The organism is Paracoccus shandongensis (genome assembly GCF_017315735.1).
Classification (GTDB): domain Bacteria; phylum Pseudomonadota; class Alphaproteobacteria; order Rhodobacterales; family Rhodobacteraceae; genus Paracoccus; species Paracoccus shandongensis.
This window is the reverse complement of the sequence record NZ_JAFLRK010000029.1, coordinates 1-14,376: the sequence shown is the minus strand read 5'-3', so window position 1 is coordinate 14,376 and position 14,376 is coordinate 1. Positions and strand designations below refer to the sequence as shown.

Below are 14,376 nucleotides of genomic sequence, written 5' to 3'. Positions count from 1 at the left end.
ACCCCATGGCGCGAACGCGGGCACAGGACTTCGAGGAAAAGAGCCGCAGCATCCTGGACCATGCGGCGCTGGTCTTTGCCGAACAGGGCATGGACAAGGCATCGATGGCGCAGATCGCCCAGCAGGCCCAGGTCAGCAAGGCGCTGCTGTATCATTACTATCCTTCCAAGGACGCGCTGATCTTCGCGATTATCATGACGCATCTGGAGGAATTGCAGGACGCCATCGAGGCCGCCGACGACCCCGCCCTGCCGCCGCACCAGCGGTTGCGCAGCCTGGTGGGGGCGGTCCTGGAAAGCTATCGCGGCGCCGATAACCAGCACAAGGTGCAGCTGAACGCCACCGCCGCCCTGACGGACGACCAGAAGGCGCGGATCATGGCGGTGGAGCGCGGCATCGTGAAGCGGTTCTCGGCGGTGCTGGACCAGATCAACCCGGACCTCAATACCCGCGAACGCCCGCTGCTGATGCCTGTCACCATGTCGCTGTTCGGGATGATGAACTGGGTCTATATGTGGTTCAAGGACGGCGGGCGCATCAGCCGCGAGGATTACGCGGATGTCGCCACGACGCTGATCCTGGAGGGGATCAAGGCGGTGCGGTAGCAAGTCTCTCGGGATGTGGCATGACTTCCCCATGCCTGGAGACGCCCATGCCCACCGTCGAGAAGCGCACTGTCGGCCTGCCCCCTGAACATGCCGCCATCGACCGCTGGCTGCGCGAGGAAGTCGCCCCGGCCTATGACGCGATGCAGGCCAACCCCACGCGCGGGCTGCCTGCGGGCCGGGTATTCGACGCCATCTGCGACCGCCATGAAATCCGGCGTAGGGTGCGTGCTTGCACGCACCATGAGGGGGGGTGTGCGGGAAAAGGTGCGTGCAAGCACGCACCCTACGGCCCTTACCCCAACTCCTTCAAGATCCCCGCCGTCCCGGGCATCCGCTTCAGGCTCGCCTCGATCCGCTCGCGCCAGCGGGGGCCGCGCGACAGCGCATCCTCATAGGCCTCGGCCAGGTCGTCGGGGCGGTCCTGGGCCAGGGCCTCGATCAGGAAGGCCGCCTGGCCGCGGTCCTTGCGGGATTTCAGCTGCTCCGGCCCGCCCCGGCGGCGGTCGGCGACGATCAGCTTGTGGATGGCGAAACGCTCGGGGCGCGGGATCTGGACCAGCACGCCAGCCCGATAAAGCGCGACCGCGTGGATCGGCTCGGCGATCAGGTAGTTGAGGTAGTTCAGCGCCTGCGCGCTGACCCCCAGGGCGGGCAGGGGTTTCACCCGTTCGTCGCCAAAGGCGGGCGTCAGGAACTCGACCATGGCCTGCCCCCGGTTCTGCCGCCATTTCCAGACCTGCCGGTCGCCCAGGCCGGGCACCGGGTCGAAGGTCAGCGCCCTGAGGATGTCGCCGGGGTTTTCCTCGACCTGGTCGCCCAGGGCCACGGACAGGCGTTCAAAGCTGGCAAAGTCGATGTCGCCGGTCTGGGCCAGTTCGTCGGAATCGAAGCGGATGCCCAGCTCGCCCTGATACAGCGCATAGGCCGCCGTGCCTACCAGGGTGCCGCCCAGCCGGAACACGCCCGCCCGCGCGAAGGCCGCCAGCATCGACCCGGTGTCCCGGTCGGTCGCGATGAAGCCCTCGGCCCGCAGGGTGCGCGCCAGGCGGGACATGGTCTTGCGCCGCGCCTCGGCATCCGCGCGCAGGTCCTGGGCGCGGGCCAGGCGGGCGCGCAACTCGGGCGTGCCCTCGCCCAGGTAGCGGCTTTTCATCGCGGTCCCCAGGCGGAAGCGGTCGTAGAGATAGGTCCGGCCGCCGCGCCGCCGCTCCTCGACGCTGCCCAGAAGGGTGGATGCGGCGTCGTCCAGATGCAGCCGCAGCAGATCCTGGTAGGCGACCTGGGCCGCGCGAGAGTGGGAAGGAAGGACCATGTGCATCAAATATCATTTTGCTGCACACAGGCGCAAGTGTGCAGCAAGGATATCTTTGCTGCATATGGCCTAGCTTTCGAACCCCCGCCGCGCCAGCACCAGCGGGTCGAAGCGCGGCGCCTCGGCGCGCCGCCGGTCCGGCTCGGCCTCGGTCAGCGCCACGGCGGGGGCCAGCTTCGCCTTCGCCTCGACCGCAAGCTGCTGATAGACGCCGGTGCCCTGTCGCTTCCAGGCGATCTCGTCCGCCGAGAGTTCCCGCACGACCTTCGCGGGCGATCCGACCGCGAGGCTGTTCGGCGGGATCCGCGCGCCGGATTTCACGAAGGCCATGGCGGCGATGATGGTGTTCTCGCCCACCACCGCCTCGTCCATGACCACGGCGTTCATGCCGACCAGGACGTTGCGGCCGATATGGCAGCCGTGCAGGACGGCGCCGTGGCCGATATGGCCCAGTTCCTCGACCACGACATCCTTGCCGGGGAAGGAATGGACCACGCAGGTTTCCTGCACGTTCGACCCCGCGTGCAGGACGATCCGTCCGAAATCGCCGCGCAGCACGGCGCAGGGGCCGACATAGACGCCCGGCCCCACGATCACGTCGCCGATCACCACGGCTTCGGGGTGGACGAAGGCCGCGGGGTCGATCACCGGCACGATGCCGTCCCAGGAATAGACCTTCGCCATCATGCCACCGGGGGCCATGTCTTCGCGACCATGGTCAGCACGTCGTATTGCGCGACCACGGCGCCGTTCTGGTTCGTGACCTGGCAGTCCCAGCGGACTTCCCCGTGGCCGGCGTTTTCGCGCGGGTTGATTTCCTTGCAGGTCAGGCGGACTTGCAGCGTGTCGCCGAAATAGACCGGAGTCAGGAAGCGCAGGTTGTCCACGCCATAGTTCGCCAGAACGGGGCCGGGATTGGGTTCCACGAACAGGCCTGCGGCGAAGCTGGCGATCAGATAGCCATGGGCCACGCGGTCGTCGAAGAAGGGGTTGGCCTTGGCCGCCGCGCTGTCCATGTGGGCATAGAAGGTGTCGCCGGTGAAATGGGCGAAATGCTCCACATCCTCTTGCGTCACCTGACGCGCCGCTGTGACCAGTTGGTCGCCGATGCGCAACTCGGCCAGAGACTTGCGGAAGGGGTGTTCCCCCTGCTGCGTATCCGCCCCCTCGATCCAGCGGCCCGTGACCGCCGACAGCAGGCGGGGCGTGCCCTGGACGGCGGTGCGCTGCATGAAGTGTTTCACGCCACGGATGCCGCCCATCTCCTCGCCCCCGCCCGCGCGGCCCGGCCCGCCATGGACCAGCGGCGCAAGCGGAGAGCCATGCCCGGTCGAGGACTTGGCCGAGGCGCGGTTGCCGATCAGCACCCGGCCGTGGAAAGGGGCCACGCCCAGGACCACGCGTTCGGCCACGTCCTTGTCGTCGGTGAAGACCGAGGACACCAGCGATCCACGCCCGCGCGCGGCAAGCGCCACGGCCTCCTCCAGGTCTTCATAGGCCATGACGGTGGACACCGGGCCGAAGGCCTCGCAGTCATGGACCGGGGCGGCGTCAAACGGCTTGTCCGCATAAAGCAGGACCGGGTTCAGGAACGCGCCCTTCTCGGCATCGCCCGATCCCACGCGCACGTCGTCGGGATTGCCCGCCACGATCTCGGCCACCGCCTGCAATTCGCGGATGCGCGCGCGGACCTCGTCCCGCTGGCCGAGGCTTGCCAGCGGACCCATGCGGGTGCCCTCATCCCCCGGCAGGCCAAGCGCGGCCTTGTCCAGACGGTCGCGCAGGGCGGCGATCAGGGCGTCGACCTGCCCGCGCGGGGCGATGACGCGGCGGATGGCGGTGCATTTCTGGCCCGCCTTGCTGGTCATCTCGCGCGCGACTTCACGCACGAACAGGTCGAACTCGGGCGTGCCCGCAACCGCGTCGGGGCCGAGGATGGTGGCGTTCAGGCTGTCGGCCTCCATCGTGAAGCGGACGGAATGGTTGACGATCGCCGGATGCGTCTTCAGCTTGCGGCCCGTATGCGCCGATCCGGTGAAGGTCACGGCGTCCTGTTCGGTGACGTGGTCCAGCAGGTCGCCCACCGATCCGCAGACCAGTTGCAGCGCGCCTTCAGGCAGGATGCCGGTGTCCACGATGCGGCGCACCACCAGTTCGGTCAGATAGGCGGTCTGGCTGGCGGGTTTCACCAGGCAGGGGACGCCCGCCAGCAGGGTGGGCGCGATCTTTTCCAGCATTCCCCAGACGGGAAAGTTGAAGGCGTTGATGTGGATCGCCACGCCATGCAGCGGCGTCAGGATATGCTGGGCGCTGAAGCTGTTGTCCTTGGACAGCGGCTCCACGTCCCCATCGGTCAGGACGCGGGTGTTGGGCAGTTCGCGCCGGCCCTTCGATGCGAAGGTCAGCATGGTGCCGATGCCGCCCTCGATATCCACCCAGCCATCCGCGCGGGTCGCGCCCGTGTGCAGGCTCTCGGTGTAGAAGTCTTCCTTTTGCGCCATCAGCGCCAGGCCAAGCGCCTTCAGCATCCCCGCGCGTTCGTGGAAGGTCATGGCCCGCAGCCTGGGCCCGGCCGTGGCGCGCCCGTAATCAAGCGCCGCCCTGAAATCCAGGCCGGTCGAATCGATGGTGGCGACCGGATCGCCGGTGGCGGCGTCCAGCAGGGTCTGCCCTTCCTTTGCGCCGGGCACCCATTCCCCGCAGACAAAGCTTTCCAGGCGGCGCGGGGCGCGGGGCATGATGGTCATGGCAGTTCCTTTTTCGTCAATCGCGCGGGGGTCACAGACCCAATGCGCCCAGATGGTCGCGGGCCAGCGTTTCCCAGCGGGCCAGCAGCGTTTCGTTCGGGGTATGGCGGATGCCGAACCGCGCCTGCGTGTCGTAGCGGGCCGACTTCGCCACCCCGAAGCCCGCAGCCACGCGCGGCCGCCAATAGGCAAGGCTGGCATGCGCCTCGGCCCGGCCCTTGCCGGTTTCCACAATGCGGCCCAGACCTTCCAGGCCCAGTTCGGCATGGCGGGCCTCTCGCGGGGCGATCTCGCGGAAAACCTCGGCCAGGGGGGCGTAGGAGATGCGGGTCAACTCCTGCATCTGCACGCCGGTCGCGAGGCCTTGCAGCACGTTCATCACCACGGCGTCCGTCCAGCCGGTGATCGGATAGTGGAACACCGACAGCCGCATGTCGCCTTCGCGCCGCGCCGTGCCCAGGTCGCTGTCGCGGGGAACGCGGGCGGCCCAGTCGTGCTGGGTCTGGTAACGGCGGGTATCGGTGCCGAAATCGCCCATCACCGCCAGCACGCGCTCGGCATGGTCGGCCTTTTCCAGCGTGATCCGGCTGGCCGCGATGCGTTCGCGGATGCCGGGGGCGAAGTTGATGGACGAGGCAAAGCCCGCCGATGCCGCCAGTTCGCTGTCCACGAAGGACGACATCAGCCGCATCAATTCGCCCCGGTAACGGGCGGGCACGTTGCCGGGCGCGGTCAGCACGCCGCCCTGGGCCAGATAATCCTCGATGTTCATCGTGTCGTTCATGGCGCCCTCATTCGTCATAGGTGACGACCACGCGGTCGGTCAGCGGATAGGACTGGCAGGACAGGACGTAACCCGCGCGGACCTCGTAGTCTTCCAGCGCGTGGTTCACGGCCATTTCGACCTCGCCTTCCAGCACCTTGCAGCGGCAGGTGGAACAGACGCCCGCCTTGCAGGAATAGGGCGCGTCCAGGTTGGCGGCGATTGCGGCGTCCAGGATGGTCTGGCCCTCGCGCGGCATGGCAAAGCTGCGGGTGGCGCCGTCCAGCGTGACGGTGGCCTGGGTGCCTTCGCCCGCCTCGGTCGCCTTGGACACCGGGCGGGCCTTGGCGCGGCCCGGCTGGCTTGACGCGAAGAGCTCGAACCGGATCTGGTCGTCGCGCAGGCCATGGTCGCGCAGGGATTGCGCCACGGTCAGCATCATCGGCTCGGGTCCGCAGATGAAGGCGGCGTCCACCGATTTCGCGTCGATCCAGCGGTCGAACAGCTGGGTCATCTTGGCGGCGTCGATGCGGCCGGTGAACAGGTCGATCTCCTGCGCCTCGGACTCCAGCACATGCAGGACCGAGAAGCGGCCGAGATAGAGGTTCTTCAGATCTTCAAGCTCCTCTCGGAACATGATGCTGCTGATCTGGCGGTTGGCATAGACCAGGGTGAAGCGCGATTTCGGTTCGCGCCGCAGCACGGTCTTGACGATCGACAGGACCGGCGTGATCCCCGACCCGGCGGCGAAACCGACGTAGTGGCGCGCGGTTTCGGGGTCCAGCGGCAGGGAAAACTTGCCCATCGGCGGCATCGCCTCGATCTCATCGCCCGGGGCCAGGTTCTCGTTGGCCCAGGTGGAAAAGGCCCCGCCATCGACGCGCTTGATGCCCACCTGCAGGCAGCCGTCATCGACGCCCGCGCAGATGGAATAGGACCGGCGCAACTCCTCTCCGTCGAAGTCGCGGCGGAAGGTCAGGTATTGGCCCTGGGTGAAATCGAACAGCGCGCGGTCTTCCTCGCGCGGGGCCAGCGTCACCACGACCGCATCGCGGGTTTCGCGGCGCACATCGGTGACCTTCAGGGGCAGAAAGCGTGCCATCGGGGTGTCTTTCCTTGGGCGTGCAGTCAGATGCACTTGAAATAGTCGAAGGGTTCCAGGCAGTCGGCGCAGCGATAGCTGGCCTTGCAGGGGGTCGAGCCGAACTGGCTGACCTTTTGCGTATGGGTCGATCCGCAGCGGGGGCACTGGATGGTCAGGTTGTTGCCCATCAGCCGCGACACGCGCCCCGCCAGCACCCCGTCCGCCGCCGTGCCGTCCACCGGGGGCGCGATGCCATAGGCGCGCAGCTTTTCGCGCCCCTCGGGCGTGATCCAGTCGGTCGTCCAGGCGGGGGAAAGCTGGCGCTTCAGGTCAAGCTTCTGAATCCCGTGGGCGCGCAGCGCGGCCTCGATGTCCAGGTTGATGACGCTGGTCGCGGGACAGCCGGAATAGGTGGGCGTCACCGTCACGACCAGCGTGTCGCCCTGCCATTCCACGTCGCGGATGATGCCCAGGTCGGTCAGGCTGATGACCGGGATTTCCGGGTCCGGCACCTGCGACAGCCATTCCCAGATCTGGTCGGTTGGGGGCAGCGTGGTGACGGACATGGCATCACCACCTGGCGCCGGGATAAGCGCGCTGCAGGAACTGCATCTCGGCCAGGATATAGCCCAGGTGTTCGGTGTGGATGCCTTTTTTGCCGCCCTTGTGTTGCCAGGCGCCGGTGGGGGCGGTCAAGGTGGCCTCCTCCAGCACCGCCGCGACGGTCTTGTCCCAGGCCGGTTGCAGAGAGGACGGCAGCGGCGCGATCCCGGCATCGGCCATGGCCTGGTCCACGGCATCGTCCACGAACATCTCGCCCGTATAGGACCACAGCTTCGTCAGCGCGGCCTGCATCCGGGCGCGGCTTTCGTCCGTGCCGTCGCCCAGCCGGATCACCAGGTCGGCGGACCGTTCCAGGTGATAGGCGACCTCCTTTTCCGCCTTGGCGGCGATGTCGGCCACGCGGCTGTCGGACGACGTTTTCAGCGCCCGCAGCATCTCGATATGGAAGGCGTCGAACAGGAACTGGCGCATCAGGGTCACGCCGAAATCGCCGTTGGGCAGTTCCACCAGCAGCAGGTTGCGGAAGGCCCCCGCGTCGCGCAGATAAGCCAGCGCGTCGGCGTCGCGGCCCTTGCCCTCAACCTCGGCGGCAAGGCCCAGCCACAACTGGCATTGTCCGATCAGGTCAAGCGCCTGGTTGGCCAGCGCGATGTCTTCCTCAAGCGCGGGGGAATGGCCGCACCATTCGGACACGCGGTGCCCCAGGATCAGGGCATTGTCGCCCATCCGCTGCAGGAACTCCACGAATTCGGGCTGCCCGGCATCGGGAGCGGGCACCGCCACATGGCCGCTCTCAGTCAGGGCCTGACCGGCAAGCGCGGTCAGGTTCGGGGTGGTCATGTCGGGAAGGGACGGCATCACATGTGCCCCACTTCGTCGGGGATGTCGAAAAAGGTCGGGTGGCGATAGACCTTGCTGTTGGACGGATCGAACAGCGGCCCCTTTTCCGAAGGCGAGGACGCGGTGATGTCATTGGCCTTGACGACCCAGATCGACACGCCCTCGTTGCGGCGGGTGTACACGTCGCGGGCGTTGCGGATCGCCATTTCGGCGTCGGGCGCGTGCAGGCTGCCGACATGGCGGTGGTTCAGGCCGTGCTGGCCCCGGATGAAGATTTCCCAAAGCGGCCATTCGCTGGACATGATGGCTCCTCCCATGAAAGCGGGTTGTGGCTGGGGCGCGGGGGCGCGTCCCTATTCGGCGGCGAGGCGGGCGGCGCGGGCGCGATCCTCGGCCTTGGCGGCGTGCGCCATCAGGCCGTCGCGGAACCATGCGCCGTCCTCCCAAGCCTTGACGCGGGCGCCAAGCCGTTCGGCGTTGCAGGGACCGTTCCCGGCGATCACCGCGAAGAACTCGGACCAATCCGGCTCGCTGAAGTCATAGCCGCCCTTCTCCTCGTTCCACTTCAGGTCCGGGTCGGGGATGGTCAGGCCCAGGTATTCGGCCTGCGGAACGGTCTGGTCCACGAACTTCTGGCGCAACTCGTCGTTCGTGTTCATCTTGATCTTCCACGCCATCGACTGCGCGGAATGGACCGAATCCTTGTCCGACGGCCCGAACATCATCAGCGACGGATACCAGAAGCGGTTCAGCGCGTCCTGCGCCATCGCCTTCTGTTCCGGGGTGCCCGCGCACATCTTCATCATGATGTCATAGCCCTGCCGCTGGTGGAACGACTCCTCCTTGCAGATGCGGATCATCGCGCGGGAATAGGGGCCGTATGACGTGCGCTGCAACGGCACCTGGTTCATGATCGCCGCGCCATCGACCAGCCAGCCGACCGCGCCCATGTCGGCCCAGGTCAGGGTGGGATAGTTGAAGATCGACGAATACTTCATGTTGCCGCTGTGCAGCTTTTCCAGCAGTTCGTCGCGGCTGACGCCCAGGGTTTCGGCGGCGCAATACAGGTAAAGGCCGTGGCCCGCCTCGTCCTGGACCTTGGCCAGCAGGATCGCCTTGCGTTCCAGCGTGGGGGCGCGGGTGATCCAGTTGCCTTCGGGAAGCTGGCCCACGATTTCGGAATGGGCGTGCTGGCCGATCTGGCGGATCAGCGTCTTGCGATAGCCCTCGGGCATCCATTCCTTGGGCTCGATCTTTTCGCCCCGGTCGATGCGGTCCTGGAAGGCGAGTTCCTCGGGCGTCATTTCCTCGCGCGATTTCGAACCTTCGGACTTGACCATCTGTGCATACATGACAATTCCCCCTCAGACGCGTTCGATGATGATGGCGATGCCCTGGCCCACGCCCACGCACATGGTGCAAAGGGCATAGCGTCCGCCCGTGCGGATCAGCTGGTACATCGCGGTGGTGACAAGGCGCGCCCCGGACATGCCCAGCGGATGGCCGATGGCGATGGCCCCGCCATTCGGGTTCACGCGCGGATCGTCGTCGGCAATCCCCAGGTCACGAAGCACGGCCAACCCCTGAGCGGCAAAGGCTTCGTTCAATTCTATCACATCCATCTGGTCCAGCGACATCCCTGCGCGGGCCAGAACCCTGCGCACGGCGGGCACCGGGCCGATGCCCATGATACGCGGTTCCACGCCCGCCGCCGCCATGGCGATGATGCGCGCCTTGGGCGTCAGCCCTTGCGCCTTGGCCGCGTCCCCGGACAGGATCGCCAAGGCCGCCGCGCCGTCGTTCACGCCCGATGCGTTGCCCGCCGTCACCGTCAGGTCGGGACCGTTCACGCCCTTGAGCTTCGCCAGCGTTTCAACGGTCGTGCCGGGGCGGGGATGTTCGTCGGTGTCCACCGTGACATGGTCGCCCTTTTTCTGGGGCACATGCACGGGGATGATCTCGTCCCGGAAAACGCCCGCCGCCTGCGCGGCAGCCCAGCGGTCCTGAGACCGCGCGGCAAAGGCGTCCTGGTCGGCGCGGCTGATGCCGTATTGGGCGGCCACGTTGTCGGCGGTTTCGGGCATGGAATCCGTGCCATAGGCCTTGCGCAGTGCATGGTTCGGGAAGCGCCAGCCGATGGTGGTGTCATAGACGGCGTTCGCCCGTGCGAAGGCGGTTTCCGCCTTGGGCATCACGAAGGGCGCGCGGGTCATGCTTTCCACGCCGCCCGCCACCACGAAATCGCAATCGCCCGCCCGGATCGCCCGCGCCGCCATGCCGATGGCGTCCATGCCCGAGCCACACAGCCGGTTCACGGTGGTCCCCGGCACGCCGATCGGCATCCCGGCCAGAAGCACGGCCATGCGGGCGACGTTGCGGTTATCCTCGCCCGCCTGGTTGGCGCAGCCCAGGATCACGTCGTCCACGGCGGACCAGTCCACATCGGGGTTGCGCGCCATCAGCGCCTGCAACGGGATTGCCGCCAGATCGTCGGCGCGGATCGTGGCAAGCGCCCCGCCGTAACGGCCGACCGGCGTGCGGATCGCGTCGCAGATGAAGGCTTCGGACATGCAAGACCCCCCAGAGATTTCCAGATGACGCCGGTGATTCTCCCAATTCACCGACCGCTCGGTCAGCTTATAGCAGGCCACACATTACATCGCCAAGGAAAATGTGCATGGCTCTGTAATGTTTCAAGCCAGGGCCTTCAGCCGCGCCTCGGTCCGGGGGGTGGCCTGGGGCAGGGGGCCGTCCTCGCCCTCCATCACACGGGCGACATGGCCTTCGGCCAGGGGGGTCAGCGCGGCATAAAGGCTGCGGAACAGGGCCTGCGCCTCGGTTCCCGGCCAGTCGGGGGGCAGGGCCTCGGGCGGCAGGCCGGGGTCGCGCAGCAGCACGCCCCGATACAGATGCACCAGCAGCAGCCGGGCGATCAGCGCGTCCTCGGGCGACAGGGTTGCGCCCACCAGCGGGCCGAAGCGGTCCAGGACGGTCTGGTAGCCCCGGGCAAGCGCCGCCAGATCCCAGAACCGCGCCAGGTCGGGCAGCCGGTCCAGCCCCCCCACCGGAACCGCGCGCAACGCCAGCCCGTCTGTTGCCGGCAGATCGCCCCGCGCCGGGCAGATCCACAGGTCGCCCCCCATCCGGGCCATGCGGTGACGGCGGGCCAGATCCTCGGGCAGGTCGGGATCCAGCACCACCAGCCAGTCGCCCGAGGCGTGGGGCCGCGCATAAAGCAGCCGCGCGGCCTGGGCGAATTCCGCGCGGGCGGCGGGGGCCAGGCGGTAAAAGCTGCGCCGCCCGGAACGCTCGCCTTCCAGCCGCCCGCCCGCCACCAGGCGGGACACGGCGGTGCGCACCAGGTTTTCGCTGATGCCGATGCGCGCGCAGATCGCGATCAGGCTGCCGATCCACAGGACTTCGCCGCGCGGCACCACCACGTCGCCATAAACGGTGACGATGAAGGATCCGGCGGTGACCGGAAGATCGGCCGTCAGGCGCTGGATCAGGGGTGTGGGGGTCATTGCGGGTCCGGGCGTCGTTGGGGCCCCCACGCCTAAGGGAAAACCGCTTGTCCCATCAAGGGCATCCTGCGCCGGGCCAGCGAAACGGCGGCAGGAACGCGCCCTGCCGCCTGACGTCATGCCGCGCCGGATGGCTCAGCGGCCGCCCTTGGTCCTGGGGTCATGGGTGTGGTGGCTGTCGCGCACCCCGCCCCCGCCCGAGACATCCGAATCCGGGCCGTTGGTCGGCTCGCCGGGGGCGGGGCCCCGGTTCTCGGTCGGATCGGGCAGGTCGGGGCGCTGGTGGCTGCTGCCGGGGCCGCCGTGATGGCGGTTGGCGGCATCGGTTTTCTTCGACGTGGACATCGGTTACCTGTCCTGCTGGTGGCCTTGGTTGGTGGTGTTCTGCTTGATGTTGCCCTGCCGCCCCTGCTGGTCCAGGTTGCGCTGGCGGGGATCGGGGATGGCGTCATCCGTCGATATGCCCCCCTTGGCGGGGTCGCCCGGGCCTTTGGTGCTGCGGTTCGCCGGGGGGACGGGTGGAAGTCGCTGGGCCATGATGCTTCTCCTCTAGGTCGGGGTTAACCCGCCCGGGGCGCATTTTGTTTCACGGGCGGGCCGGAACCCTGTCCCCCGGCGCGGGTTCGACGCTAGCCCCCGGCCCGGATGCCGCATCGGGGCCGGTCCATGACAGGAAAAGGAAAACGCCATGACCATTCTTGCCGTCGGCGCCCAAGCCGCCGACCAGCCGCTGGACCGCATGGAGATCACCCGCCGCGACGTGGGCCCCCATGACGTGCGGATCGAGATCATCTATTGCGGCATCTGCCATTCCGACCTGCACCAGGTCCGCAGCGAATGGGCGGGCACGCTTTACCCCTGCGTGCCGGGGCACGAGATCGTGGGCCGCGTTGCCGCCGTGGGCGGCCATGTGACCGGCCACAAGGTCGGCGACCTGGTGGGCGTCGGCTGCATCGTGGACAGTTGCGGGCATTGCCCCGATTGCGACGCGGGGCTTGAGAATTACTGCGACGGCATGGTCGGCACCTACAACGGCCCGACCCCCGACGCGCCGGGCCATACGCTAGGCGGCTATTCGCAACAGATCGTGGTCCACGAACGCTATGTCTTGAAGATCACCCACCCCGAGGACCAGCTTGCCGCCGTGGCCCCGCTGCTGTGCGCGGGGATCACCACCTGGTCGCCGCTGCGCCACTGGGGCGCGGGGCCGGGCAGGAAGGTGGGCGTGGTGGGCATCGGCGGCCTGGGCCACATGGGCGTGAAGCTGGCGCACGCCATGGGCGCGCATGTGGTGGCCTTCACGACCTCGGCCAGCAAGATCGCCGACGCCAGGGCGCTTGGCGCGGACGAGGTGGTGGTGTCGCGCAACCCCGAGGAGATGGCGGCCCATGCGCAAAGCTTCGACCTGATCCTGAACACGGTCGCAGCCCCCCATGACCTGGACGCCTTCCTGGTGCTGCTCAAGCGCGACGGCACCATGGTTCTGGTGGGCGCGCCCGCCACCCCGCATCCCTCGCCCAATGTGTTCAACCTGATCATGCGCCGCCGCAGCCTGGCCGGATCCATGATCGGCGGCATCCCCGAGACGCAGGAGATGCTGGATTTCTGCGCCAAGCACGGCATCACCGCCGATATCGAGATGATCCGCGCCGATCAGATCGAGGACGCCTATGAACGGATGCTGAAGGGCGACGTGAAATACCGCTTTGTCATGGACATCGCCACCATGGCGGGCTGACGCGCGTCATTCCTGAGCGCGCAGCACCCTGGCCGGGCGGGCCGACAGCGGGCGCAGCGCGAAGACCAGGCCCGCCGCCAGGGTCGCCCCGATCCCGCCCGCGATGATCGTCAGGGCCGATCCGGGGGCGGGGCGATAGTCCATCTCCATCACCTGCGTCAGGATCGCCCAGGACGACAGGGCGGCCACAAGAACCGCGACCAGCCCCGCCGCCGCGCCCATCAGCACCGACCGCAGCGCAAAGCTGGCCAGCACCCGGCCGCGCGTCGCGCCCAGGGTCTTCAGCACCGCCGCCTCGAAGACGCGGGGGCCTTCGCCCGCCGCCGCCGCGCCGATCAGCACGGCAAAGCCGGTCGCCAGCGTCGCCATCGCCGCCATCGCCGTGGCGGAAGCCAGCGCCGCCATCGCCTCGGCCACCCGTTCCGCCACCTCGCGCACGCTGACGGCGGTGATGTTGGGATAGGCGTTCGAGATGGCGCGCCCGATGCGCCCCTCGGCCCCCCGCTCGGCATGGACGGTGGCGATATGGGTATGGGGCGCGGCCCCAAGGCTGGCCGCGTCGAAGATCATGACAAAGCCGATCCCGCCGCTGCGGAAATCCAGCTGCCGGAAATTCGCCACGGTGGCGGTGATGTCGCGCCCCAGGATGTTGACGGTGATGCGGTCGCCCAGGGTCAGGCCCAGTTCGGCGGCCTCGGTGGCGCCAAAGCTGACCAGCGGCGGGCCGGTGTAGTCGTCGGCCCACCAGTCGCCCGCCGTCAGCGCCGTGCCGGGCGGCGGGGCGGCGGCGAAGCTGACGCCCCGGTCCCCGCGCAGCACCCAGTGGTCGCCCCATTCGCGCGCCGGGATGTCGTTGATCGCCGTGATGATCCCGCGCAGGGATGGCGCGGTCTCGACCTCATGCGCGCCGGGATCGGCGGCCAGCCGGTCCAGGAAGCCCTCCAACTGGTCGGGCTGGATGTCGATGAAGAAGAAGGAGGGCGCGCGGTCCGGCATCTCGGTGGCGATGGCGCGGCGCAGGTTGGCGTCGATCTGCCCGACGGTCGCCAGCACCGTCAGGCCAAGGCCCAGCGACAGCACCACCGCCGTCGCCCCTTCCTGCGGGCTGCCCACCGCGCCGAAGGCCAGCCGCAGCGCCGTGCGCCCGCGCAACAGCGGATGGCGCGCCAGCCGCCGCGCCAGGGCGCGCAACTCCC

16 protein-coding genes are annotated in these 14,376 nt (G+C 68.2%); 2 read left to right on the top strand and 14 right to left on the bottom strand.

Annotation, left to right across the window (positions count from 1 at the left end; genetic code table 11):
* Nucleotides 1–5 precede the first annotated feature (5 nt).
* The gene (locus JX613_RS15155) at nt 6–605 is read left to right on the top strand and encodes a TetR/AcrR family transcriptional regulator (RefSeq protein WP_207102308.1); all 600 of its coding nucleotides are present in this window, start codon (nt 6–8) and stop codon (nt 603–605) included.
* 295 nt (nt 606–900) lie between these two features.
* Here the strand turns inward: JX613_RS15155 and JX613_RS15150 are convergent, their stop codons facing one another.
* The 13 genes from JX613_RS15150 to JX613_RS15090 form a co-directional block, all read right to left on the bottom strand.
* On the bottom strand, nt 901–1,920 hold the full coding sequence (locus tag JX613_RS15150) for a nucleotidyltransferase family protein (protein WP_207102307.1): 1,020 nt from the start codon (nt 1,918–1,920) through the stop codon (nt 901–903).
* A gap of 69 nt (nt 1,921–1,989) precedes the next feature.
* Nucleotides 1,990–2,607, bottom strand: coding sequence for an acyltransferase (locus tag JX613_RS15145; RefSeq protein ID WP_237168606.1), 618 nt, complete (start codon nt 2,605–2,607; stop codon nt 1,990–1,992).
* Nucleotides 2,604–4,667: a phenylacetic acid degradation bifunctional protein PaaZ gene (gene paaZ / locus JX613_RS15140; protein WP_207102306.1), complete on the bottom strand. Its 2,064-nt coding sequence runs from the start codon at nt 4,665–4,667 to the stop codon at nt 2,604–2,606. Before paaZ ends, JX613_RS15145 begins: the two co-directional genes overlap by 4 nt.
* 31 nt (nt 4,668–4,698) lie before the next feature.
* Nucleotides 4,699–5,451 (bottom strand): Phenylacetic acid catabolic protein, encoded by a 753-nt coding sequence (locus tag JX613_RS15135; protein WP_207102305.1) that lies wholly within the window; start codon nt 5,449–5,451, stop codon nt 4,699–4,701.
* Nucleotides 5,452–5,458: 7 nt separating this feature from the next.
* Nucleotides 5,459–6,532 carry a 1,2-phenylacetyl-CoA epoxidase subunit PaaE gene (paaE, locus tag JX613_RS15130; protein WP_207102304.1) on the bottom strand — a complete coding sequence of 358 codons (1,074 nt, stop codon included), beginning with the start codon at nt 6,530–6,532 and terminating at the stop codon, nt 5,459–5,461.
* Between the two features lie 26 nt (nt 6,533–6,558).
* Nucleotides 6,559–7,080 (bottom strand): 1,2-phenylacetyl-CoA epoxidase subunit PaaD, encoded by a 522-nt coding sequence (gene paaD, locus JX613_RS15125; RefSeq protein WP_207102303.1) that lies wholly within the window; start codon nt 7,078–7,080, stop codon nt 6,559–6,561.
* A gap of 4 nt (nt 7,081–7,084) precedes the next feature.
* Nucleotides 7,085–7,936: a 1,2-phenylacetyl-CoA epoxidase subunit PaaC gene (gene paaC / locus JX613_RS15120; protein WP_207102302.1), complete on the bottom strand. Its 852-nt coding sequence runs from the start codon at nt 7,934–7,936 to the stop codon at nt 7,085–7,087.
* Complete coding sequence (gene paaB, locus JX613_RS15115; RefSeq protein WP_103174222.1) at nt 7,936–8,220, bottom strand: 1,2-phenylacetyl-CoA epoxidase subunit PaaB; 285 nt, start codon at nt 8,218–8,220, stop codon at nt 7,936–7,938. The genes paaC and paaB overlap by 1 nt, the downstream gene beginning before the upstream one ends.
* 51 nt (nt 8,221–8,271) lie before the next feature.
* Complete coding sequence (gene paaA, locus JX613_RS15110; protein ID WP_207102301.1) at nt 8,272–9,270, bottom strand: 1,2-phenylacetyl-CoA epoxidase subunit PaaA; 999 nt, start codon at nt 9,268–9,270, stop codon at nt 8,272–8,274.
* Nucleotides 9,271–9,282: 12 nt separating this feature from the next.
* Nucleotides 9,283–10,488 carry a 3-oxoadipyl-CoA thiolase gene (pcaF, locus tag JX613_RS15105; protein ID WP_207102300.1) on the bottom strand — a complete coding sequence of 402 codons (1,206 nt, stop codon included), beginning with the start codon at nt 10,486–10,488 and terminating at the stop codon, nt 9,283–9,285.
* A 123-nt stretch (nt 10,489–10,611) separates the two neighbouring features.
* Complete coding sequence (locus JX613_RS15100) at nt 10,612–11,442, bottom strand: PaaX family transcriptional regulator (RefSeq protein ID WP_207102299.1); 831 nt, start codon at nt 11,440–11,442, stop codon at nt 10,612–10,614.
* A gap of 135 nt (nt 11,443–11,577) precedes the next feature.
* Entirely contained in the window at nt 11,578–11,787 is a 210-nt protein-coding gene (locus JX613_RS15095; protein WP_207102298.1) for a hypothetical protein, read from the bottom strand.
* A 3-nt stretch (nt 11,788–11,790) separates the two neighbouring features.
* Nucleotides 11,791–11,979, bottom strand: a complete 189-nt coding sequence (locus JX613_RS15090; RefSeq protein WP_207102297.1) for a hypothetical protein — start codon at nt 11,977–11,979, stop codon at nt 11,791–11,793.
* A gap of 151 nt (nt 11,980–12,130) precedes the next feature.
* On the opposite strand from JX613_RS15090, the gene JX613_RS15085 reads away from it, so the two are divergent.
* Nucleotides 12,131–13,180: an NAD(P)-dependent alcohol dehydrogenase gene (locus tag JX613_RS15085; protein ID WP_207102296.1), complete on the top strand. Its 1,050-nt coding sequence runs from the start codon at nt 12,131–12,133 to the stop codon at nt 13,178–13,180.
* Between the two features lie 6 nt (nt 13,181–13,186).
* Here JX613_RS15085 and JX613_RS15080 read toward each other — a convergent pair.
* On the bottom strand, nt 13,187–14,376 hold a 1,190-nt coding region (locus JX613_RS15080; protein WP_237168605.1), incomplete at its 5' end, for an ABC transporter permease.

Bases quoted from the DNA above. Each gene is read 5' to 3' on its own strand.
- JX613_RS15155 (WP_207102308.1), top strand. From the start codon at position 6: ATGGCGCGAACGCGGGCACAGGACTTCGAGGAAAAGAGCCGCAGCATC.
- JX613_RS15150 (WP_207102307.1), bottom strand. From the start codon at position 1,920: ATGGTCCTTCCTTCCCACTCTCGCGCGGCCCAGGTCGCCTACCAGGAT.
- JX613_RS15145 (WP_237168606.1), bottom strand. From the start codon at position 2,607: ATGATGGCGAAGGTCTATTCCTGGGACGGCATCGTGCCGGTGATCGAC.
- paaZ (WP_207102306.1), bottom strand. From the start codon at position 4,667: ATGACCATCATGCCCCGCGCCCCGCGCCGCCTGGAAAGCTTTGTCTGC.
- JX613_RS15135 (WP_207102305.1), bottom strand. From the start codon at position 5,451: ATGAACGACACGATGAACATCGAGGATTATCTGGCCCAGGGCGGCGTG.
- paaE (WP_207102304.1), bottom strand. From the start codon at position 6,532: ATGGCACGCTTTCTGCCCCTGAAGGTCACCGATGTGCGCCGCGAAACC.
- paaD (WP_207102303.1), bottom strand. From the start codon at position 7,080: ATGTCCGTCACCACGCTGCCCCCAACCGACCAGATCTGGGAATGGCTG.
- paaC (WP_207102302.1), bottom strand. From the start codon at position 7,936: ATGCCGTCCCTTCCCGACATGACCACCCCGAACCTGACCGCGCTTGCC.
- paaB (WP_103174222.1), bottom strand. From the start codon at position 8,220: ATGTCCAGCGAATGGCCGCTTTGGGAAATCTTCATCCGGGGCCAGCAC.
- paaA (WP_207102301.1), bottom strand. From the start codon at position 9,270: ATGTATGCACAGATGGTCAAGTCCGAAGGTTCGAAATCGCGCGAGGAA.
- pcaF (WP_207102300.1), bottom strand. From the start codon at position 10,488: ATGTCCGAAGCCTTCATCTGCGACGCGATCCGCACGCCGGTCGGCCGT.
- JX613_RS15100 (WP_207102299.1), bottom strand. From the start codon at position 11,442: ATGACCCCCACACCCCTGATCCAGCGCCTGACGGCCGATCTTCCGGTC.
- JX613_RS15095 (WP_207102298.1), bottom strand. From the start codon at position 11,787: ATGTCCACGTCGAAGAAAACCGATGCCGCCAACCGCCATCACGGCGGC.
- JX613_RS15090 (WP_207102297.1), bottom strand. From the start codon at position 11,979: ATGGCCCAGCGACTTCCACCCGTCCCCCCGGCGAACCGCAGCACCAAA.
- JX613_RS15085 (WP_207102296.1), top strand. From the start codon at position 12,131: ATGACCATTCTTGCCGTCGGCGCCCAAGCCGCCGACCAGCCGCTGGAC.